Source organism: Arthrobacter sp. 05T45 (assembly GCF_056395875.1).
The window spans coordinates 206,483-227,861 of the sequence record NZ_JBFTKI010000006.1 but is presented as its reverse complement, the minus strand read 5'-3'; the positions used below and the strand labels follow the sequence as shown (position 1 = coordinate 227,861).

Sequence of the window (21,379 nt, the reverse complement as noted above, 5' to 3'; positions counted from 1 at the left end):
CCTCCGGTTCCCCGCGCGCATTCCCGCCCCTACGCCTCAGGCGCCTTCGCCGGCCGTTTGCCGCCATCCCGGGTGTTTTTGAGGGCCGTGGAGAGCGCCGGGAGGTAGTCGCCCACCTGTGCCAAAATCCCGCCGATCATCCGGTTGACCCCTTCGCCGCCGTTGAGAACGGTCATCTGGCCGACGTGCGCGAACGGCTCGGCCGCCGCCGCCACGATCGCCGGCATGTTCTCGGCGAGCTGCTGGGAGATGACGGCGTCCTGGTTGGTGCCCAGTGCTTCGGCGCGGGCCTTGATGCCCTCTGCCTCTGCCAGTGCCTTGGCTTTGATGGCGGAGGCGGCGGCATCGCCGCGGGCCTTCGTGGCGGCGGCCTCGGCCTCGCCGGTGACCTTGGTGGCCCCGGCCGCGGCTGCTGCCGCCGTCGCGTTCGCCTGGGCCTGCACCTCGGTCCGCCGGGCGTTGGCCTGGGCCTCCAGCTCGGTGCGCCGGGCCAGCGCCTCGGCAGCGCTGATGTCCGCGGATTTCTGGCCTTCCGCGTCGGTGCGCTTGGCGTAGGCCCTCGCATCGGCGGGCTTGCGGACGGTGGTCTGCAGTTTTTGTTCCTCCCGGTCGGCCTCGAGCTTGGCCACCTCGGTTTCCTGGACCACCACCTGCTGGCGCGCCGTGGCGTCGGCCAGCGGCCCAGCCTGGGCCGCGTTCGCCTTGGCGCGCTCGGCATTGGCCTGCGCCTCGGACTGCCGGATGGCGGACAAGCTCCGGGCATCGGCAATCAAGGCCTCGGCCTCCGCTTCCTTTTCCGCCGCCTCGCGGTTCCGGGTGGCCTCCGCGATGCGGGCCTCCATCTTGACCATGGCAATGTGCGGCTTGGCGATGTTCTGGATGTAGCCCGTGGGGTCCTGGAGGTCCTTGATCTGCAGCGAGTCGACGACGAGGCCCAGCTTCTCCATTTCGACGCCGCTGGCGCTGCGGACCTGGGAGGCCAGCTTGTCGCGCTCGCGGATGATCTCCTCGACCGTCATGCTGCCGATGATCGAGCGCAGGTGGCCTTCGAAGACGTTGTACACCTGGCTTTCCATCTTGGGCTGCTGGCCCAGGAACCGGCGCGCGGCGTTGGCAATGAACGGCGGGGCATCGCCGATCTTGTAGATGACCACGCCGTCGACAATCACCTGGATGCCCTGGGAGGTCACACAGGAGACCTTGAGTTCGGTTTCGTTCAGCGTCAGGGACAGCGGCCGCACCGTCTGCAGGCCCGGCAGCACGAGGGCCCCCTTGCCGGTGACGATCTTGAAGTCCATCCCTTCACGGGTTTCCAGCGTGCCGCGCGTCAGGCCGGAGATAATGAGGGCCTCGTTCGGTTCCGCCACCTTCCACATCAGTTTTGTTGCCACCCAGATGACGCCGACGACGGCGACCGCCCCCAGGATGATCGAAATGAGCGGATACAAAAATGACAAGTCCGGCATAACCAGGTCCTTTCACGGCGGTGGAAAAGAAATTAAGCAAAGCCCCAAACGATGCTGCTGGTAGTCCCCGGCCGGCCTGGAGGCAGGAATTCCCACGCCGCCCAGCCAGCTGTTGTACACAGTCTGTGGTGCTTCCGGCCGGGAGTCCAGCAATTCGACGATGTCCGGGCATACGCCCAGGTCCCGCCGGTGCCTAAAGCCCCTGTTGGGAGCCTTCGCCGCCGTGCCAGCGTGGAAGAGGGTGCGGGCTTTGAAGGGCGGATGAGCGTGCCTTCAGGGACGAACGGGAAGGGCAGACGCCAGGGGTACCGGACCCGTGAAGGGGTGATGGGTGATGCGCGGCTCTCCTCTCGGGATGACACGGACGGCCGGGATCGCGTGGGACATCTGGCGGGCCGGTCGGGCAAGCCAGGATGAGATCGACCGCCGGCAGCGCGACCGGCTCGCTGCGCTGGTTGAGTGCGCACGGTCCTCTTCGCCCTTCTTCCGCAGGCTGTACCGGGACGTCCCGGACGTGGTCCCGGACTCAGCCATGGACCGGGCTAAGGATCTGGGCAGGTATTTAGGGGAGCTGCCCCCGGTGGGCAAGCGCGAGCTCGTGGAGAACTTCGATGACTGGGTGACGGATCCCCACATCACGCTCGCCGGGCTGAAGCACGACCTGCTCGATGACCAGTCGCGGATCGGCGGCCTCTACCGCGGACAGTACCTCGTGGTGACGACGTCGGGGTCCACCGGTGAACCCGCGGTCCTGGTCCATGACCGGACCTCGCAGCTGGTGGCCAGTCTCCTGGGCCCGATCCGCGAACGGCGGACCCTGATGGCGGCCAAGGAGGCGCGGGCTTTCCTGCACCGGGGACTGCGGGCCGCGGCGCTGATTGCGGACGGGGACCACTTTGCCGGCGTCGTGCTGACCGAATCCGCGCGGCGGCGCAGCCCCCGCATCGCCCGCCGGGTGCGCGTATTCTCCGTGCTCGGGCCGCTCCGGGACCTCGTGGCGGACCTCAACGACTTCCAGCCGACAGTGCTTTACGGGTATCCGAGCGCCATGGTGCAATTGGCCGCCGAACAGAAGGCGGGACGGCTACGGATTCATCCGCTCCTGGCGGTCGCGTCCGGAGAGAGCCTGGCAGCCCACGCAGCGGCCGAGATCGAGGCGGCCCTCGGCTGCCGGGTCACTGAGCGATACCTTGCCTCGGAGGCGCTCGCCCTGACCAGCCGCTGCCGGCAGGGGCTGCTGCACGTCAACGCGGACTGGAACATCGTGGAACCAGTGGACGACGCCTTCCGGCCCGTCCCGCCGGGCGAACTCTCCCACACGGTGCTGGTCACCAACCTGGCCAACCGGGTCCAGCCACTAATCCGGTACAACCTTGGCGACCGGGTGCAGCTGGCTGCCGGCCCGTGCGCCTGCGGCAGCCCGTTTCCCACGCTGCGGGTCGAGGGCCGCAGCGGCGACGTGCTGAGCTTCGCTGCCGCCGACAAGGCAACGTTGGACGGCACAAGGTTGGACGGTGCAGTGCCGGACGGGGCAGTGGTGGACGGTGCAGGGTCGGACGGGAAAGTGGTCACCGTGCTGCCGTTGGCGCTGGGCACGGTGATCGAGGAGGCCGCCGGCGTCCGCCGGTTCCAGGCGATCCGCACCGGGCCGCGCTCGCTCACCGTGCGGCTCGAGCTCTGGCCGGATGCCGCGACGACGGCCGTGCGGACGGCGGTGGGGGAGCGCCTGGGTGCGTTCTTCGCGGCCCAGGGCGCCGCCGGCGTCGACGTCCGCTTTAGCGATGAGCCGCCCCGGCCGGACCGGAGCGGCAAGTTCCGCGAGGTGTGGTCCGCCTGAGCCGGCTGCTGCTGCCCCTGCTGTTAGGGCTGTTAGTGCTGTTCCAGGATCCGCCGGGCGTCCTGCTGGGCCTGGAGCTGCTCCGGGGTCACGGACTGTCCGGTCAGGAACCCGGCGGCGGCCATGATCCGGCGCAGCTCCGCGACGCTGCGCGGGGTCCGTACCCCGTGGTGCGCCATGGCGTGGCAGTTGGCGCAGAGCGGGACGAGGTCTGTGATGGGGTCCAGTTCATACCCGCTGCCCAGCTGTGACACCGGGACCAGGTGGTGGACCGGGATGAAGTCTTTGCCGATCTCGCCGTAGGCGATTTCAAACGAGAATCCGCACGCGGCGCAGCTGGTCCCGTGGTGGGCGACGCAGACCCGTCGGGCGTCCGGACTGTGTTCGTACTTGTTTACTTCGACCCGGGTGACCGCCGCCGCCGGGACGGTGCCGGGCACGGGCTGCGTGGGGTCAGCCGGCACCGGGCCAAACTCACCCCAGAGGCCGCGGAGCAGGGGCTCGACGGCGGGTCGACGGCCAGCGCGGGACCATGAAGGGCTTCCCAGTCGATGCCGGGCACGGCCTCGGCGAGGACCCCGGTCGGGATCTGGTCGCCGGCGGGCAGGAGGGCGTCGAAGTCCACCTGGACGTAGAGCGGGGACGGGGCCTGTGCGCCGGGCTGTGCGTCGGCCTGCGCGCCGGCCGGTACGCCGGTCCGAGCGGCGCTCGCGGAGTCCGGTGCCTGGACGCGGGGAGCCGGCCGTTCCGCGACGATGATGCCGTGGCCGATCAGGCCGCGTCCGTGGCGGCCCTGGAGCACCAGCCACGCGTCCGTTCCGGCCGCGTTGCCGGCTCCGCTGTCGAGAGAGGTCCCGACGTCCCAGCTGGCCAGGTGCCGGCCGGTTTCGGCGACCTCTTCCAGCACGGCCGGGTAGGTCCAATCGTTCCATTCGTCGGGGTCCCAGACGAGGATGATTGCTGTCATCTGCCCATTGTCGCAGTGCCCGGACTGCCTGCGGCATTGTTGAGCGGCCCGGTCGGCCCGGTCATGCACGTGGCGTTGAGGGTGTCCTCCGCGATGGACTCCATTTGGTGCAGAATGTGGGTGTCCCCGCGTGGGAGCGGTTCCGGCGGGTAGGCCACGGCCATGGTGAGCTGCCGGGTTCCGTCCGCGCTGGTCATGGTGATGGTGCCGTAGCCGGGCACGTCGCCGGGATGGCCGTAGTAGAAGTCGTTGGTGCACAGATCGTTCCAGCGGACCACGCCGAGTCCGTACCTGGCGTAGAGCGGGCTCTCCATTTGCGTGATCGTCGCCGGCTTGAGCAGCTTGTTCTGCAGCAGCGCGCGGTAGAACGTATTCACGTCCGCCACGGAGGACACCATGCCGCCCGCGGCGTTGTCGATCTGGGCGGCCGGATAGGTGACGTCCAGTTGTTTGCGGTCCAGCGCGATGTAGCCGTGGATCATGGACGACGGCGCCGGCCCGGCCGCCGTCATCAAGGTTTCACTCAAACCCAGCGGCTCGATGATGTCGGTGCTGATCACCTCGCCGATCCGCCGGCCGCTGAGGCGCTCGACGATCAGCGCCAGGGCAATGTAATTCGAGTTGGAGTATTCAAATCCCTGGGCCAGCTTCGCCTGCCAGGAGATCCGCCCCGCCATGGCCAGCAGATCCGCCAGGCTCACCTTGGTGGTCAGGGCTTCGCGCACTGTGGCCGGATCGAACAACGGCCCGTCCACCGACGGCATGCCGGAGCGGTGCTGCAGCAGCTGGCGGACCGTGACCGGTCCCGGCGGGTGCATCACCTTGTTGAACTCCGGCAGGTAGGTGCTGACCGGCGCGTCCAGTTCCAGCCGGCCCTCCTCGGCCAGTTTGAGCACGCAGACGGCCACCATGGACTTGGTGACCCCGCCGATGTGCACCGGGTCCGTTATCTCGGCCCGGGACGGGCTGTTCAGGTTTCGGACCCCGTAGGCCGCGGACCACTCGTCCCCGCCCACGCGGACCTGGATGAGGACGGCCGGGGCGCCCTCGTCGAGCAATCTCCTGCCGAACTGTTCGAGCACGGACCGGTAGCCGGAATCGGGCGACGCCGGCGCCGGCGGTTTCGGCCCGGGGACGCAGCCGCCGAGGGCGGCCGTAAGCACGACGGCGAGGATTGCGGCCGTGAACCGGCGGGATTTTTCGCGGATCCAGACCATCGGCATGAGGGTCCTTCTTGCAGGTCGGGAGTGCAGTCAGGGCAGGAAAACGCCCCCAGCCAGGCACAGTCCTAATGCTTGTGATGGTCCTCAGGCAGACATCAGTCGACCAGAGCCATAAGTCACGGGTATGGATTCGACCGACATTCCGAGATCGCGGGCAACCGGCGCAGCGGGCTCAAAGCCTTCGATCATCCATAATTATCGCTGTGGACCATGCGCGAGTACCTCGGATCGAGGTCGTCTTCGAAACGGATCGGCTGCTGCTGCGGCCATGGCGGGTGTCTGACGCCGCCGTCCTGCGCGAGCTGTGGACCGAGCGCGATCCTCGCGTCCCTCCTCATCGTCGCATCAGTCCCGATGGTCACCCCACGCTGGAAGATATCGAGGACCGGATCCGTCGTGATAGCCGACACCCCTTCCCTGGGTTGCTGGCCGCAGAGCAAAAGAGTTCGGGGCAGGTCATCGGCTACTGCGGGCTGATTCCCAACGAGCACGGACGGGCTGGAGAGCCAGAACTCGCGTTCGAGTTCCTCCGCGAAGTCTGGCGCCACGGGTTTGCGACCGAGGCCTCGTCGACCGTCCTCCAGCGGGCGCAGGCGTCGGGCTACCGACGCCTGTGGGCTACAGTCCGTGACTGGAACACAGCGTCACGCCGTGTGCTGGCCAAACTCGGATTTGTCGAAACCGGGCAAGTAGAACCTGACGAAATCCACGGCGATTCTCTCTTCACTACGAAGACACTCTGACCATAATCCGGCCCGGCACTGGAGCTAGTCGGTCCGTCTTGGTAGCTTCAACGCATGGCCATCAAACTTGAAAACGTCGGTATTGCGGTTCGTGACCTCGAAGCAACAATCGCCTTTTTCGCCGACCTCGGTCTCACCGTCGTCGGCCGTGATACCGTCAGCGGCGAGTGGACCGACACTGCCGTCGGACTTGATGGCAACCACGCCAAGATTGCGATGCTCCAGACCCCGGACGGTCATGGTCGACTTGAGCTCTTCGAGTACATCCATCCTAAAGGGATCGAGTCGAACCCAACCCGTCCCAACGACATCGGCATGCACCGCGTGGCCTTCTCGGTTGACGACATCGACAAGGCCCTTGAGGTAGCTGCGAAGCACGGATGCCATCCGCTACGCGGTGTGGCGACCTACGGTGACGTCTACAAACTCACCTACCTCCGAGGTCCCAGCGGAATCCTCGTGATGCTCGCCGAGAAACTGAAAAAAGACTGACACCCGGATCGGCCCGATTAGCCTGTGAATCGCGGCCATGCGATCGAGCTGATTGGCGGCCCATCCGGGTCAGTTTTCACCAGAGCCAAACCTGCACCTCACAGTTATCTGCGCAAGGCTGGGGTCGCCCGATGATGGATGGCGGGCAGGGGCGTGATGGGACATGATCAGAAGATGCGCCGATCCGGAAGGACTGCATTCTGGGCGGTCCCGCCGGCCCTGCGTGGCTACAGGATCGAGTGGCTGCGCCACGACTTGGTGGCGGGCGCCGCGCTCTTCGCGATCTTGGTCCCAGCTGGCATGGCGTACGCCCAGGCCGCCGGCCTTCCACCGGTGACCGGCCTGTACGCGACGGTAGTGCCCCTGCTTGTCTACGCGGCAGTCGGGCCATCGCGTGTGCTGGTGCTGGGCCCGGATTCCGCGCTCGCTCCGATGATCGTGGCAGCCTTGATTCCCTTGGCCGCGGATAATGAGCAGAAATCCGTGGCCCTGGCCGGTCTCCTCGCCATACTGATTGGCGGCATCTTGCTGCTCGGCTCAGTGCTGAGGTTGGGAATCGTCACTGGACTGCTGTCGAAGCCCATCCGGCTCGGCTATCTCAACGGCATCGCCTTGCTGGTGGCCGTGTCCCAGCTTCCCACCCTCCTGGGGATCTCCGTGGAAGGCGGTACACCCTGGGAAAGACTCATCGCCGCCGTGCCGAAGGTGCTTGCCGGCGAGACCAATTTGACGGCACTACTGCTCGGCTTGGTCTCGCTGGCGCTCATCTGGGTTCCCCGCCGGCTGAAATGGAAGGTTCCGGGCGTGCTCATTGCGGTGGTTGTGTCCTGCATCGCCGTGGCCGTGCTGGGACTCCAAGAGCGTTTGAAGGTCACTGGTGCCCTCCCGCAGGGGCTCCCTGCACCGGCCCTGGGCGGAATTGGCTGGGCCGACGTTCTGACACTGTTGCCCGCCGCCGCCGCGATCGCCCTCATCGTCTTCGTTGATACCGGTACCCTGGCACAATCCCTGGCGGCCGCAGAGGACGGCAGGGTATCCGGCAACCACGAAATGGCAGCCTTGGGCGCGGCGAACGCTGCCACCGGGCTGCTCGGTGGCTTCCCGGTGTCGGCCAGCACGTCCCGCACGCCGGTGGCAGTCGAGTCCGGGGCGAAATCCCAGCTCACGGGGGCCGTAGGCGCCGTCCTGGTGCTCGGCTTCATGCTTGTGGCGCCTGGCGTCACCGAGTTCCTGCCGGCCACAACCCTTGCAGCCATTGTCATCGCCGCAGCCGCCGCAATAGCCGACCCGGCCGGTGTGCGACGGCTCATCGGCATGAGCCGCAGTGAATCGTTGGTGATGCTCGCGGCCTTCCTGGGGGTGACCATACTGGGCGTCCTCCCGGGCATCGCCGTTGCCATCGGCTTGGCAATTCTGGACTTCCTACGGCAGGCCTGGGACCCCTACCGTGCTGAACTGGTGGACGTGCCCGGGGTTCCGGGGTACCACGACGTGAGCCGTCATCCGGAAGGGGAACGCATCCCCGGCCTGTTGATCCTGCGCTTCGACGCACCGCTGTTCTTCGGCAACGGCGCCTTGTTGGGGTCCTTCGTGCGCAACGAACTGGACCAGGCGGGGGACGGCATAGAACGCGTGGTGCTGGCGGCAGAACCAGTGACGGGAATCGACACGACTGCACTGGACGAGTTGGTGCGGCTTGACGAATGGCTGGACCGGCACGGCGTGGACCTGGTGTTCGCCGAGCTCAAAGACCCGGTCAAAGACAGATTGTTGCAGTACGGCATGGGCGCCCGCTTCTCTCCCGAACATTTCTACCCAACAGTGAGCGAAGCAGTGAGGGCGTTCCAACGGGAGAAAAGGGAGGGGTAGGGAACGGTTGTCCCCGGTCATCAGCCAGTTCAGTCACGGGCTCAGCCGACGGCGCGTGCGCCTAGAGGCGCACGCGCCGCCACCGGGTGGTCGCGGTGCAGGTTTCCGAGGGCTGAGGCGCCCTGCGGCGACCCCAGTTCCTCGAAGAACTCCACGTTGGCGCGCACGTAGTCGGCCCACTCGTCCGGGACATCGTCCGAGTAGTAGATCGCCTCGACCGGGCAGACGGGATCGCAGGCGCCGCAGTCCACGCATTCGGACGGGTGGATGTAGAGCGAGCGTTCACCCTCATAGATGCAGTCCACCGGGCATTCGTCGATGCAGGCCTTGTCCTTGACATCCACACAGGGCTGGGCGATCACGTACGTCATGGCTGGCTACACACCCGTGTAGACGGTCTTGCCCCACGTGAAGAAGTCCAGTGCGGACTTCCCCTGTTCGCGGAACGTGTTGGTGGAGGAGTCCTTGACGCCGCCGAACGGCACGTTCAGGTCCAGGCCCGCCGTCGGACGGTTGACCTTGATGACGCCGGCCTGGGCGCGGGCGGCGAAGTCCGTGGAGAACGCCAGGGAGTCGGTGCAGATCCCGGCGGTCAGGCCGTAGCGGGAGTCGTTGATCGCGGCGAGCCCGGCCTCGTAGTCCGGGACCTCGAGGACGGCCACGACGGGTCCGAAGATCTCTTCGGTCACGGCGGCGTCGTCGAAGGGCAGGTCCGTGAGGATGGCGGCCGGGAAGAGGAACCCGGCGTCCGTGCCGCCGTCGTACTCGCCGTGCAGCAGCGTGGCGCCGCGTTCGACGGCGGTGCGCACCGCGGCCTGGTTCTGTTCGAACTGCTGGCTGCTTACCACGGCGCCCATCTTTCCGGCCTCGAGGCCGTCGCCGGCGGTGTACTGCGCGGCTTCCTCGGTGAGGGCCGCCAGGAATTTCTCGCGGATGCCGGACGTGACGTAGACGCGGGACGTGGCGGTGCAGGCCTGGCCGGTGAGGCCGAACGCGCCGGCCGCCACCACCTGGGCGGCCTTGCGGGGATCGGCGTCGTCCAGGACCAGCACGCCGTTCTTGCCGCCCATTTCCAGCTGGACCCGGGCGCGGCGGGCGTTGAGGATCTCCTGCAGCCCCAGCCCGACGTTGGTGGAGCCGGTGAAGGACAACCCGGCGATGCGGGGATCGCGGGCCAGGGCGTCGCCCACCACGCGGCCCTTGCCGTGGACCACGTTGAACACGCCGGCGGGCAGCCCGGCGTCCTGCAGGGCGCGGGCCAGGTGCGTGGCGGAGAGCGGGGTGAGCTCGGCCGGCTTGATGACCACGGCGTTGCCGCTGATCAATGCAGGGGCGGACTTCCAGGCCGGGATGGCGATGGGGAAGTTCCACGGCGTGATGAGCCCGACGACGCCGAGAGCCTCGCGGCGGGTGGTGATGGTGGTGTCCGGCAGGCCGCTGGGCAGCACCTCGCCGGTGGCGGCCCAGCCGAGGGAACCGAAGAAACGCAGCACGTCGGAGGCGCGCTTGACCTCGCCCTTGGCCTCGGCGAGGGTCTTGCCCTCTTCACGGACGAGGTCCTCGGCGATGGCGGTCTGGCGCTCCAGGAGCAGGTTGCCGGCGGCCATCAGGATGGCGCCGCGGGACGGGGCGGGCAGGGCTGCCCAGGCCGGCTGCGCGGCGGCGGCGGCGGTGATGGCGGCGTCGACGTCGGCTGCGGTGCCGCTGGGGGAGAGGGCGGCGAGCTCGCCCGGGCGGGCCGGGTTCATCCGCTCGGTGTCCGCCCCGCCGAGCCATTCGCCGTTGATCAGGTGCCGGGCGGTGAGGAGGTCCCGGGCTGTTGCGGTTGAGGTGTCTGTGTCGGTGGAAGTCATGGTGTTCCTTCGTGAGAGTCGGAGCTGGGTGTGTGCTGAGTGTTCAGCGCCTGTGGCTAGAGCCCGCGGATCAGGCCGCCGTCGCAGCGCAGTGCCACGCCGGTGATGTAGGAGGCCGGGGCGCTGCAGAGGAACGCCGCGGCGGCGCCGAATTCCTCCGGTTCGCCGTAGCGGCGGGCAGGGATGGTCTTGCGGGATTCGAGCTGGATTTCCTCGGGCGTGGTGCCGCGCCGTTTGGCGGCGGCCTGGTCCAGTTCCGCGACCCGGTCCGTGGCGATGCGTCCGGGAAGGAGCATGTTGACCGTGACGGCGTCCAGCGCCACCTCGGCGGCGAGGGTCTTGAGGTAGCCGGCCAGCGCCGCGCGGCCGGTGTTGGACACAGCCAGGTTCGGCAGTGGTGCCACGACGCCGCTCGACCCGACGGCCAGGACCCGGCCCCAGCGCCGTTCCCGCATGCCCGGCAGGATGTGCGAAACCAGGGCGTGGTGCGGTTTGACGAGTTGTTCGAACGCCGCGGCGATGTCGTCCGCGCCGAGCGTGGCGGCCGCGCCGGGCTTCGGCCCGGGACCGTTGAGGACCAGGATGTCGATGGGCCCGAGTTCCGCGACTGTCTGTTCGACGGCGGCGGCCACGCCCTCCGCGGTGCTGAGGTCCGCTTCGATGGCGACGGCGCCCGGTCCGAAGGCGTCCGTCAGTTCGGCCACGATCTCCTTGGCGCGGACTTCGCGCCGGCCGGTGATGGCCACCCGGACGCCTTCGGCGGCGAGGGCCCGGGCGATGGCGAGGCCCAGGCCGCCGGTCGAGGCGGCCACAAAGGCGGTCTTTCCGCTGATTCCGAAATCCATCAGTTCCTCCCCGCCGTGGTCAGCACGGCGGCCGGGTTCTGGCCGAGGGCCTCGGCCGCCTCGGCCAGGTGCGTGCGCAGCCCGGTCCGGAGAACCTCCGGGAACGGCGCGGCCGGTGCCCGGACGCCGGCGTCGGCGATGAGTCCGCGCTGGTGCAGGCATTCCTTGCGGATCGCCAGCGCGATTTTCGCCTGCTGCTCGAAGTTGATCAGCGGCAGGTAGGGCAGCAGGGCATCGCGGGCGGCCTCGTAGCCGTCTCTCTGCCAGGCCTGCACGCAGGCGATGAGCGCTTCCGGGTAGGAGAAACCGGTCATCGCCCCCGCGGCGCCGGCCATGAGCTCGTCCAGCAGCCCCTGGCCGCCGAGACCGCCGAAGACCGAGACGTCGAGGGCTGCGGTCAGGTGCCCGATCGCCACGGAGGTGGGCGGGGCCTCGGCCTTGACCCCGGTGACGAAGCCGCAGGCCTGCACCACCGAAATGAGCGCCTCGGTGCTGATGTGGACGCCGCTGGCCAGCGGGTAGTCCTGCAGCACCACGTTGGCGCCGGTGGAGTGGTGGATGGCGTTCAGGTGCGCGATGACCACCCCGGGGGTGGCGGAGTTGGCCTGGACCATGACGGCCGACAGCCGGTCCCCGGTGGCGGCCTGGATGGAACGGATTTCATCGACGGCCGTGCCGGTGAAGAGGGAAGTCACTCCCACCACGAGGGGCAGGCGCGTTTCCTCCATGACCACTTCCAGGACCAGGCTGCGCTCGGCCGCCGTCAGGGCCGCGGCCTCGCCGAACACGCCCAGGACCGTGAGTCCCGTGGCGCCGATCGACTCGTAGTAGCTCACGAGCCCGGCCAGGCTGTCCGTGTCGACATCCAGGGTGCTGCCCTGGAACGGTGTGGCGACGACGCCCCACACGCCGGGTGTCAGTGACTCCCGCATTGGTTTCTCCTTCTAAGCTCTTGTTGTTCTTCGAGCGGCTAAATATCGGGCCGTGGAACGGCTAGCGTCCCGGCCAGTGCGGGGCGCGCTTCTCCTGGAAGGCGCGGACGCCCTCGGCGGAGTCTTCGCTGTCCAGCGCCGCCATGAGGGCGGGCAGCCGGAGGCCGCGGGCCTCGGCGGCGGTCAGGTGCGCGGTCTGCGTGACCATCTGCTTGACCGCCCGGACCGAGGTGGGGGCGCAGGCGAGGATCTGGTCCAGCCAGCGCTGTACCGCGGCGTCGAGCTGGTCCGCGGGGACCACCTCATTGACCAGGCCCATGGACTGCATCTCGGTGGCCTCGGCCTTCCGCCCGGTCAGGAGCATGCCCATTGCCTGGGTGTACGGGATCCGGCGCACCAGCTGGTGGATGCCGCCGTCGAGCGCCAGGCGCCCGACGCGCGGTTCCGTCAGCCCGAAGCGGGCCGTGTCCGCGGCGATTACGATGTCCGCTCCGAGCACGATCTCCATGCCGCCGCCGAGCGCATAACCGTTGACCCGGGCGATCACCGGGATGTCCAGCGTGGTGCGCAGGCTGAGCCCGCCGAACCCGTTCGGGTCCAGGCCGGCCCAGTATTCGAGCCCGGTCTTGTCCACGGCGGAGGCGGACATGTCCGCGCCGACGCAGAAGGCCCGGGTCCCGGCGCCGGTGATGACCACGGCGCGGACGTCCGGATCGGCTTCGAGCTGGTCCCAGATCTCGTTGAGCCGGGCCTGCGCGCCGCCGTCGACGGCGTTGAGCACGTGCTGGCGGTCGATGACCACGGTGGCGACGTGGTTCTCGATGGTCAGGGTGACCTGGTCAACGGCGGCGGGAACCGAGGCGGTATGCCCGGCTTCTGAAACGGCGGTCACCGAAGGACTCCCAGCTGCTGCAGGCGCTCGATGGTCTCGGCGTCGAACCCGTTCTCCAGCAGCACCTCGACGTTGTGTTCGCCGAGGCGCGGGGCCACCCGGCGGATGGTGGGCGGGGTGGCGGAGAGCCGGATGGGTGCGTTGAGCATCTTCACGGTGCCGACGCCGGGGTGTTCGGCCTCGACGATCATGTTGTTGGCGTGGGTCTGAGCATCGGCCAGGGTCTGTTCCAGGGTGTGGACCGGGGCGTTGAGCAGCCCCTGGTCTTCGAGCCGGGTGGTCCAGTATTCGGTGGTGTTGGTGGCCATGCGCTCGCGGAAGATCGCCTGCAGTGCCGGCTTGTGCTTGAACTGCTGTTCGAGGTTGGCGAACTCGGGCCGCAGCGTGAGGTCCTCGTCCAGGCCCAGGGCCTCGGAAATGCGCAGCAGCGGGTCCGGGGTGAAGCCGCCCACCATGCAGACGGCGCCGTCGGTGGTTTCAAAGACGCCGCTGAGCGGCATGGCGCCCCAGTTGACCTCGTAGCCGCGGTTGAGCTGCATGCAGGCCTCCTGCATCTGCAGGTGCAGCATGGAGTCGTACATGGTCACCTCCACCTTCTGCCCGACGCCGGCGGACTCGCGGGTGCGCAGTGCCAGCAGGATGCCCTGCATGAGGTGCATGCCCGTGATGTAGTCGCACAGTGTGGTGGGGTAGATGGCCGGTTTCATGTCATCGGACTCGCGCCGCCACATGACGCCGGAGTAGGCCTGGGCGATCGCGTCCTGGCCGCCCTTGTGCGAGTAGGGGCCCTCGGGCCCGAAGCCGGTGCCGGAGGCCCAGATGATGCCCGGGTTCTGCTCCTTGAGGTCCTCGTAGCCGAAGCCCATCCGCTCCATGACGCCGGAGCGGAAGTTGCTGACCACGACGTCGGCGTCGGCGAGCAGCCGGTGGAGGACGGCTTTGCCCTCATCGGTGCGGGTGTCCACGGAGATGCTGCGCTTGTTCCGGTTGATGGACAGGAAGATCGGGTTGTCCTGGCCGTCCTTGTCCGGGAACGAGTTGCGGGAGATGTCTCCGGCGCCGGGTCGTTCCACCTTGATGATGTCCGCGCCGTAGTCGCCCAGCAGCTGGGTGCAGGACGGGCCCATGAACACCTGGGTGAAGTCCACGATCTTGATTCCCTCGAGCGGGAGCGGGGTGACCGCCGCCTCAGTGGCGGGTGCTGTTCCTTCTGCTGTTGTGCCTTCTGCAGTTGTGCTTGAAAGCAGGTCGTCGATGACGGTGCTCATGCCCCCACCACCGCGTCCACGTCAAGGGTGGCGTTCGACGACGGGACGTCGCCCGGGTCGGCGCCGTGCCGGCGCATGCCCTGCTGGATGTCCAGGGCGGAGACGTCGCGGACGAGGGTGCCGTTCTGGATCGCCAGGGCGGCGGCGACGCCGACTGCCTGGCCCATGGCCATGCAGGGCGGGATCTCGCGGGACATCTTCTGGGCCTCGGGGGTGGCGGAGTAGTGCCGGCCGGCGACGAGCAGCTGGTCCACTTCCTTGGGCAGCAGCGAGCGGAACGGGTAATAGTAGTCGCGGCCGCGGGCCACGGTGTCGGCGAAGTGGCGGCGGGAGGTGACATCTTCCTTGGTCATGACGTACTCGCCTTCGAGCAGGCGGGTCTGGCGCACGCCCATCTGGGACGCGACGTCGAGCATGTAGCAGTTCTCGAAGCCGGGCAGGTTGGCGCGGACGTAGTCCACGGCCTCGGTGATGCGGTCCCGCGCGGCGAACTCGGCGGCCGTCATGTCCGCCGGGTCGACGCCGTCGAAGCCGGTCATGTGCGGTGCGTTGCACCAGACGACGCCGTCGATGGGCGTCTTGAGCCACCACAGTTCCCAGGCGCCGCCGAGGAGGCGCTTGATCTTGCGGTTGATGGCGCGGGCTTCCTTCGGGTTGGCCTGTTCGAAGGCCTCCGCGGCGTTGGTGTCGACGTTGCCCAGGCGGAAGACGAGCGTGGTGAGGTAGCTGTCCTTGACGTAGCTGGCGCCGGCCCGGGAGGCGACGTCGATGTCGCCGGTGGTGTCGATGACGACGTCGGCCATGAAGGCCTGCGGGCCGGACTTGGTCTCGCAGATCACGCCCTTCATGACGCCGTTGTCCACGATGGGGCGGGAGAACCAGGAGTGCAGGCGCAGGTTGACGCCGGCCTCGCGGACGAGGTCGTTGGAGACACGCTTCCAGCCGTCCGGGTCGAAGGCTGCGGCGTAGCAGACCGGCTTGGGGGTGGTGTGGGAGTGGAAGTCGAAGGTGCCGTAGCGGCCCCACTTGTTCCACAGTTCCTCGGAGGTCTTGCGGTCATCGGCCGGCGGGACGATCGCCAGGCCCAGCTTCTGCAGCCGCTGGACGTACTCGGAGACGATGCCGGTGACCGTGATTTCCTGGCCGTTGATCATGTCATCGAGCACCAGGACCATGCCGCCGGAGGCGAGGCCACCCAGGGAGGAATAGCGTTCCAGCAGCGTGACAGAGGCGCCCGAGCGGGCCGCGGTGACGGCTGCGGCCACGCCTGCGGGGCCACCGCCGACGACGAGGACGTCGGAGCGGGAGATGACAGGGGCGGTGAGGTCCGCCGTGGTGGTGCTGAGTTCCAGCGACGACATGGCTGTGGACGGGTTCATGGGGGATCCTTACTGTTTCGGCCGAAGTGCCGTTAGAGGCGTGCCGTGGGAACGGGTGCCGTTGGAACGGTGCCGGTGACGTAGAAGACGGTGACGTAGAAGACGGTGCCCGGCAGTAACGCGGCAACGCTGACCGCGAAATCGACCCGGCAGAGGGTATGACGCATCGCGGCCCGTTGCGGGGCCGTGGTGCAGGCTGTTGGAGGGGTTCCGGCGGACACCGCGGTATAGAAGAGGCGTCCGGACCGGAGAAAGGTGACGGCGGCTAGGGCCGGCGGATCACCACGCGTGAGGTGCGTTAACCCAGATTGCTACGCAGACCTCTTCGTAGCTGTTCTTGTACCAGTGGGGCGTATCCGAGGAGAAGGTGATCGAATCGCCTTCTTCCAGGGTGTACTTCTCGCCGTCCAGGAAGATGTCCTTCCGGCCGGAGAGCACGATGCCGAATTCCTCGCCGCTGTGCCGGAAAGGAGTGGCGCTGGTGTCGTGGCCTGGCGGACTCACGATCCATTGGGCCTCCAGCGCACCGTTGAGGTCCGGGGTGAGCAGTTCATAGACTGCTTCACCTACGGACTTCTTGGTGACGCCCTTGAGGTTCCGCCGCTCGGCCTTGCGGACCACGGGGGACCTGGTTTCCTCCTGTCCGAGGAAGAACTTCCCCACCGGAATGTCCAGGCCGTGTGCCAGCTGCGCCAAGGTGGTGAAAGAGGGATTGGCCAGGCCGCGTTCGATCTGGCTGACGATCGCCGGGCTGAGGCCAGTGACTTCCGAGAGCTTCGCGAGGGTCATCCCTTTGTCCTTGCGCATGTTGCGGACCTTGTTGCCGACGGTGGCAAGAAGGACGCTTGTGCCGGCGGGGGAATGTCCCGTGACGATTTCGTTGGTCATGCTCCGACTCTCTCTTGGTGAGCTAACACACATAACTATAGTGAAAACTTTTAGCGAATCAAGGTTTTGCTGAATATTTTTGCGGTTCCGGGCCGAATCTGCGCCTGACGTGGGGCTTTGTAATCCGGCCCGGGCCCGGCCTGCTGCGGGCGGACGGGACTTCTCCGAAAACCATTGACTCTGTGAAGATCTTCAATATAGTTGTGTGAGCCGCAACACTTTTGGGAAGAACGCTTCAAACAGGTTAGGGCGCACAGCCTTCTGGCGGAAGGTGCATCCGACCCGCGAACACGTTCCTTTCCTTAAGCAAAGCTGCCGTGACATCTGCCAAGCCATCCGCAGAGCACGATGTTGGCCGGTCACCAGGGACCAGTTCCTTGTTGCCGAGCTGGATGGCCCGTTTGCATTCAAGCGCTACGAAGAGGCATGCGTAGCTATCTGGGCTAACTCGCCTCCCATGTGGTGAGCCGGTCCCGCCCCGCGGACCAAGCCAAACGATAGTTTCGATTGCCGGCGACCCCAACAGGGGTGCCCGCCGGCAATCCGTACCCTCACGCACCCCGAAAGTGCGGGGGAAGGAAAAAGGAATCATGACTGACACTGTCGTCAAGACTGACCTGGAGACCGGCCGCAAGTCCCGGCTATCTCCGGAAGTCCGCCGGGGACTGCTCGGCCTTGGACTTGGAAACACCCTGGAATGGTACGACTGGATGGTCTTCGGCCTGCTGTCGGCCTTCATCGGACCCAAGTTCTTCCCGTCGCAGGACCCCGTTGCCGCGACGCTGAGCGCGCTGGCAGTCTTTGCCGTCGGCTTCGCGTTCCGTCCGCTGGGCGGCATCCTGCTCGGCACCTTCGCCGACAGGATCGGACGACGGCGGGTAATGCTCTGGTCCATCATGATGATGGCGATCACCACCCTGATCATTGCCGTGTCGCCGACCTATGACCAGATTGGCCCCGCGGCCGGCGTCATCCTGCTGATCTGCCGCATCGTTCAGGGCATCTCCACCGGTGTCGAAGCTCCGCTGTCCACCGCCCACGCCGTCGAACTCGTCCCCGAGGGACGCGAGGGCTTTGTCGCCGGCATCATCTCCTTCTACGTCAACGCAGGCATCCTGCTCGCCTCGCTGGTCAGCTACCTCTCGTCCCTGATGCTCGGTGGGGCCGTCATGGCCGACTGGGGATGGCGTGTGCCGTTCATCGTCGGCGCAGCCTTCGGCTTCGTCGTTGTCTACCTTCGCCGGACGCTTCCGGAAACCATGAAGCCGGAAGAGCTGGCGAACAACTCCGCCAAGACCGTCTGGGGTGGAGTGCGCAAGCACTGGCTCAGCGTCCTGGCCATCACCTTCGTCGTCGGCGCGGCGCAAGCCTACAACTACGCCTGGAACACCGGCCTTCCCACGGCGGCCCGCACCGGCTTCAAGGAGGACGCAACCGCCGTCTTCGCGCTCACCACCATCCTCGGCGTCGTGCTGGTTGTCGGCAGCCTCATCATCAGCAAGGTCGCTGACGGCAAGTCAATGTCCAAGTGGTTCCTGATCACCCGTGCGCTGGCCATTCCGTCCGTGTTCCTGATGCTGATGTACGTCAAGCCCGGCATCGCCGGCTTCGCGGCCGTCCTCCTCGGCGGCTCGGTTGTGCTGGTCCTGAACATGACCCTGTACAACGTGGTCACCAGCTCCCTGATGCCGAAGGGTTGCCGCGGTGCCGGCACCGCGCTCGGCTACGGCCTGGGCGTCGCCCTCTTCGGTGGCACGGCCTCCTACCTCCTGGTCTGGCTCCAGTCCATGAACGCCTCCTGGATCTTCCCCGTATACGTGGCTGTCCTGTCGGCGCTCAGCATCGTCTTCTACCTGCTCGCCCGGAAGAAGAACGGCATCTTCATCGGCCGGTAGAGCACACAGCCGGCTACGACCACGGCCGGTTACGAACACGGCCGGTTACGAAGACAGCCAGGCCAGAACACAGGCACGCAGGAACAGCGGTAAGAAGGAACGGAAAGTGGGAACCCTCATGGACGCCAGTCGCCCGGACACAAACGGTTTGCAGGCAAACGTGATCTCCTTTGATCTCGATGCCTCCGACGTGGGGCTTTACGAGGCAGCGCGCGCGCTGTTGCTCACCGCCCACCACAGCGAGAACCACCGGGTGGCGGCCGCCATGCGCGGTGAGTCGGGGGCCATCTATCTCGGACTGCACATTGGCGCCAAACGCATCAATGTGTGCGCCGAATCCAGCGCCCTCGCCAATGCCCGCATGGCCCAGGAGCCAGCAATCCACTCCGTGGTAGCCGTCAGCATGGACGGGCAGGGACACCCCCAGGTCACCAACCCGTGCGGCGTCTGCCGGGAGTTGCTGCGTTCTTACGGAACCGAGACGTCTGTACTGGTCGATGCCGGGGGCGAGGTGGGCAAGGTCCGGATCAAGGAACTGCTGCCCTTTCCCTGGATGCGTGCCACCGAAACGGAGTGGGACACTGTTCCGCCCCGCGTTCAGGAACACGCAACCTAACGAGCCGCCGCGGCACCCGCATCATCACCGGCGGCAACGGCAGCGGCAGGGCGTCACGGAAGGCCGGGACTCACAAGTCCCGGCCTTCCGCCGTGCCGGGAGGTTCCGCCGTCGGGCGGCCCCAGACGCCACACAGAAAGCTGGTGCAGCCGCCGCGTTTCCGCTAAACCGCTGCACCAGCAGGTAGTACGAATTTTCTGAATACTATGAAACGTTACTCATTCGCGGCTCCCTATGTCCCGGGGGTTGATGACCGGGTCTTTACGTCTTCTTCCAGGTGCCTTGTCATCAGCCAGCCTGCGCCGGCCATTACTACGCCCATCACCATGAAGGCCCAATTGTCCATGGTGTTCAGCGACAGGAAGTTGGCCGCCGAATCCACGCCGACGATGAAACCGTAAATGCTAAGGACGATGTACAGCAGACCGGAGCCCATGAGGAAATTCCGGGCGCCCATGGCAGTCCGGGACATGGTCAGGCCGGTGGCGCCGATCGCGAGCTGAACGATGTTCAGCAACATCGACACCTGGAACAGGCCCAGGAACAGGGCCTTGGAATCGGGCCCGAAGAACCTCAGTTCGCTGTAATTCGTAGTGATGCCGGGGATGAACCCCAGGATGCCCACGACGATCAGGACGATACCTGCACCCATGCCGACGTTCTGTACATCTGTCCGACCAAAATGAACGCCGTGCGCATGAGGAGATGCGGTAGTCATTATCTGCCTCCAACCACTGATTGCGGACATTTACAATTTTACGACCGGGGTGCGCAAAAAGCGCCGGGGGCCCCCGACGGCAAATCCGGCGGATCCGGCCAATGTGCCTGTCGGAAACCGGCCGGGTGCCGGGCCCGTGGCACCATGGATCTCGATGAAACTGCGCGCTGATCAGACCGGACAACGTGGCCTTCCCATGCCCCTGTGGCTGCAGGGTGCCCTCGAGTCCGCCCAGGCCGCCGTCATTTCCGCCCTCGTGGTGGTGGCCCCGATTGTCATGGTCTGGGCCACGGCCGGATTCCAGCATGACGGATTCGATGTCCTGGCGCGCCTGGCAGGCCAGGCCTGGCTGCTGATCCACGGCGTGCCCCTGCTGCTGGACACCGCCGGTGCCGGGTCCGCCGCTCAGCCGGAATCCGGGACGCTCTCGCTCATCCCGCTGGGCCTGGCCCTGATCCCGTTCCTGCTCGCCTGGCGCGCCGGTCGGCGCCTGGCCCGCGCCTCATATACGGACCAGCTTTGGCAGGCCCTGCTCGGCTCCTGGCTGGCGTATGCCGGATTCGGGATTGCAACGGGCTTCGTCTGCCGCACGGCCGACGTCGGCATCAGCCTGTGGGCCGCCGCGTTCATTCCCCTCATCCCGTTCGGGCTCGGCATGGTGGTGGGCGCGCGCCGCGAGGCCGGGTCGTGGAGCCGGCTGATCGGCGTCGACGCCGTGGCCTGGCTGTCCCGTACCAGCCAGCACTCGCGTTGGGCCGGGTCCTACCTGGGTTCGGCCATCAAGGCAGGCTCGGTGGCGCTGATGGCGAGCCTGGCGATGTCCGCCGCGCTGCTGGCCGTCGACCTCTTCATCCACTGGAACCTTGTGGTCGCCGTTTATGAGGGGCTCGACGCCGGTGCCATGGGCGGCGGTGTCCTCACCATCGTGCAGCTGGGCTTCCTGCCCAACCTCGTCGTCTTTGCCCTGGCCTGGATCTCCGGCGCGGGGTTCGCCCTGGGCGTCGGGTCGCTGGCCGGACCGCTCGGGACCGCCGTCGGGCCGCTGCCGTCCGTTCCGGTGTTTGCCGCCCTGCCGGCCGGTTCCCTCGACTTCGGCTTCGTGGCCCTGGTGGTGCCGGCGCTGGCCGGGGCGCTGGCCGGCTGGTGGTTCCTGCGCGAAGGCGAAAACCACTTCGATGAATGGCTGTCCATCAAGATCCGGGCCCGCTGGTTTACCGCCGCCGCCTCCACCCTGGTGCTGGGCGCGGTGATCGGCTCCGTCGCCGGGCTGCTCGCGGCGGGGCTCGCCTGGCTGGCCCGCGGTTCGGCCGGCATCGGTCGGCTGACGGAGATCGGGCCCGACCCGCTGCGCACGGCGCTGTTCGTGGCCGCGGAGGTCGGAATCGGCGTCGTGATCGGCTACGCGGCCGGACCGTGGCTGGAACGCCAGCAGAAACTGCGCGAGGCAGACCTGGAAACGGTCAGCAGCCGCTAGGGCAGCGGCGTCGGTGCAGCTG

The 21,379-nt window shown here is 67.2% G+C and carries 21 protein-coding genes; 7 read left to right on the top strand and 14 right to left on the bottom strand.

Annotated elements, in window-relative coordinates:
- Positions 1-29 precede the first annotated feature (29 nt).
- A complete protein-coding gene (locus AC1DGD_RS09490; protein WP_079553343.1) occupies positions 30-1,466 on the bottom strand; it encodes a flotillin family protein in 1,437 nt (478 codons plus the stop codon).
- 355 nt (positions 1,467-1,821) lie between these two features.
- Between AC1DGD_RS09490 and AC1DGD_RS09485 the strand changes: the two genes are divergently transcribed.
- Positions 1,822-3,303, top strand: a complete 1,482-nt coding sequence (locus AC1DGD_RS09485; protein WP_476856635.1) for a phenylacetate--CoA ligase family protein — start codon at positions 1,822-1,824, stop codon at positions 3,301-3,303.
- Between the two features lie 32 nt (positions 3,304-3,335).
- On the opposite strand, the gene AC1DGD_RS09480 is transcribed toward AC1DGD_RS09485, so the two are convergent.
- From AC1DGD_RS09480 to AC1DGD_RS09470, 3 genes are read right to left on the bottom strand one after another with little or no spacing between them, the layout of a single operon-like run.
- Positions 3,336-3,743 (bottom strand): HNH endonuclease, encoded by a 408-nt coding sequence (locus AC1DGD_RS09480; RefSeq protein WP_476856634.1) that lies wholly within the window; start codon positions 3,741-3,743, stop codon positions 3,336-3,338.
- Positions 3,698-4,270, bottom strand: coding sequence for a hypothetical protein (locus tag AC1DGD_RS09475; RefSeq protein ID WP_476856633.1), 573 nt, complete (start codon positions 4,268-4,270; stop codon positions 3,698-3,700). The genes AC1DGD_RS09480 and AC1DGD_RS09475 overlap by 46 nt, the downstream gene beginning before the upstream one ends.
- Entirely contained in the window at positions 4,267-5,493 is a 1,227-nt protein-coding gene (locus tag AC1DGD_RS09470) for a serine hydrolase domain-containing protein (RefSeq protein WP_476856632.1), read from the bottom strand. Before AC1DGD_RS09470 ends, AC1DGD_RS09475 begins: the two co-directional genes overlap by 4 nt.
- 203 nt (positions 5,494-5,696) lie before the next feature.
- Between AC1DGD_RS09470 and AC1DGD_RS09465 the strand changes: the two genes are divergently transcribed.
- The 3 genes from AC1DGD_RS09465 to AC1DGD_RS09455 all read left to right on the top strand — a co-directional run bounded on the left by AC1DGD_RS09465 (position 5,697) and on the right by AC1DGD_RS09455 (position 8,597).
- The gene (locus tag AC1DGD_RS09465; RefSeq protein WP_476856631.1) at positions 5,697-6,236 is read left to right on the top strand and encodes a GNAT family N-acetyltransferase; all 540 of its coding nucleotides are present in this window, start codon (positions 5,697-5,699) and stop codon (positions 6,234-6,236) included.
- Positions 6,237-6,290: 54 nt separating this feature from the next.
- Entirely contained in the window at positions 6,291-6,728 is a 438-nt protein-coding gene (locus AC1DGD_RS09460; RefSeq protein ID WP_476856630.1) for a VOC family protein, read from the top strand.
- Positions 6,729-6,902: 174 nt separating this feature from the next.
- The gene (locus AC1DGD_RS09455) at positions 6,903-8,597 is read left to right on the top strand and encodes a SulP family inorganic anion transporter (RefSeq protein WP_476856629.1); all 1,695 of its coding nucleotides are present in this window, start codon (positions 6,903-6,905) and stop codon (positions 8,595-8,597) included.
- 41 nt (positions 8,598-8,638) lie between these two features.
- Here the strand turns inward: AC1DGD_RS09455 and fdxA are convergent, their stop codons facing one another.
- The 9 genes from fdxA to AC1DGD_RS09410 form a co-directional block, all read right to left on the bottom strand.
- Complete coding sequence (gene fdxA, locus AC1DGD_RS09450; RefSeq protein WP_476856628.1) at positions 8,639-8,968, bottom strand: ferredoxin; 330 nt, start codon at positions 8,966-8,968, stop codon at positions 8,639-8,641.
- 6 nt (positions 8,969-8,974) lie between these two features.
- Positions 8,975-10,450, bottom strand: coding sequence for an aldehyde dehydrogenase family protein (locus AC1DGD_RS09445; RefSeq protein WP_476856627.1), 1,476 nt, complete (start codon positions 10,448-10,450; stop codon positions 8,975-8,977).
- A gap of 56 nt (positions 10,451-10,506) precedes the next feature.
- Complete coding sequence (locus tag AC1DGD_RS09440) at positions 10,507-11,295, bottom strand: SDR family oxidoreductase (protein WP_476856626.1); 789 nt, start codon at positions 11,293-11,295, stop codon at positions 10,507-10,509.
- The gene (locus AC1DGD_RS09435; RefSeq protein WP_476856625.1) at positions 11,295-12,227 is read right to left on the bottom strand and encodes a dihydrodipicolinate synthase family protein; all 933 of its coding nucleotides are present in this window, start codon (positions 12,225-12,227) and stop codon (positions 11,295-11,297) included. Before AC1DGD_RS09435 ends, AC1DGD_RS09440 begins: the two co-directional genes overlap by 1 nt.
- 61 nt (positions 12,228-12,288) lie before the next feature.
- Positions 12,289-13,119 (bottom strand): enoyl-CoA hydratase-related protein, encoded by an 831-nt coding sequence (locus AC1DGD_RS09430; protein WP_476856624.1) that lies wholly within the window; start codon positions 13,117-13,119, stop codon positions 12,289-12,291.
- Positions 13,116-14,387 carry a CaiB/BaiF CoA transferase family protein gene (locus tag AC1DGD_RS09425; RefSeq protein WP_476856623.1) on the bottom strand — a complete coding sequence of 424 codons (1,272 nt, stop codon included), beginning with the start codon at positions 14,385-14,387 and terminating at the stop codon, positions 13,116-13,118. Before AC1DGD_RS09425 ends, AC1DGD_RS09430 begins: the two co-directional genes overlap by 4 nt.
- Positions 14,384-15,766 (bottom strand): FAD-dependent oxidoreductase, encoded by a 1,383-nt coding sequence (locus AC1DGD_RS09420; RefSeq protein WP_476856622.1) that lies wholly within the window; start codon positions 15,764-15,766, stop codon positions 14,384-14,386. Before AC1DGD_RS09420 ends, AC1DGD_RS09425 begins: the two co-directional genes overlap by 4 nt.
- A 32-nt stretch (positions 15,767-15,798) precedes the next feature.
- A complete protein-coding gene (locus AC1DGD_RS09415; protein ID WP_476856621.1) occupies positions 15,799-15,933 on the bottom strand; it encodes a hypothetical protein in 135 nt (44 codons plus the stop codon).
- 112 nt (positions 15,934-16,045) lie between these two features.
- On the bottom strand, positions 16,046-16,654 hold the full coding sequence (locus AC1DGD_RS09410) for a helix-turn-helix domain-containing protein (RefSeq protein WP_028277301.1): 609 nt from the start codon (positions 16,652-16,654) through the stop codon (positions 16,046-16,048).
- Between the two features lie 590 nt (positions 16,655-17,244).
- Here AC1DGD_RS09410 and AC1DGD_RS09405 point away from each other — a divergent pair.
- Positions 17,245-18,549 (top strand): MFS transporter, encoded by a 1,305-nt coding sequence (locus tag AC1DGD_RS09405; protein WP_476856620.1) that lies wholly within the window; start codon positions 17,245-17,247, stop codon positions 18,547-18,549.
- 106 nt (positions 18,550-18,655) lie between these two features.
- Positions 18,656-19,165: a cytidine/deoxycytidylate deaminase family protein gene (locus tag AC1DGD_RS09400; protein ID WP_476849144.1), complete on the top strand. Its 510-nt coding sequence runs from the start codon at positions 18,656-18,658 to the stop codon at positions 19,163-19,165.
- A gap of 232 nt (positions 19,166-19,397) precedes the next feature.
- On the opposite strand, the gene AC1DGD_RS09395 is transcribed toward AC1DGD_RS09400, so the two are convergent.
- On the bottom strand, positions 19,398-19,817 hold the full coding sequence (locus tag AC1DGD_RS09395; protein ID WP_253906807.1) for a DUF4383 domain-containing protein: 420 nt from the start codon (positions 19,815-19,817) through the stop codon (positions 19,398-19,400).
- A 220-nt stretch (positions 19,818-20,037) separates the two neighbouring features.
- Between AC1DGD_RS09395 and AC1DGD_RS09390 the strand changes: the two genes are divergently transcribed.
- The gene (locus AC1DGD_RS09390; protein WP_230011170.1) at positions 20,038-21,357 is read left to right on the top strand and encodes a cell division protein PerM; all 1,320 of its coding nucleotides are present in this window, start codon (positions 20,038-20,040) and stop codon (positions 21,355-21,357) included.
- The last annotated feature ends 22 nt before the right edge of the window (positions 21,358-21,379 follow it).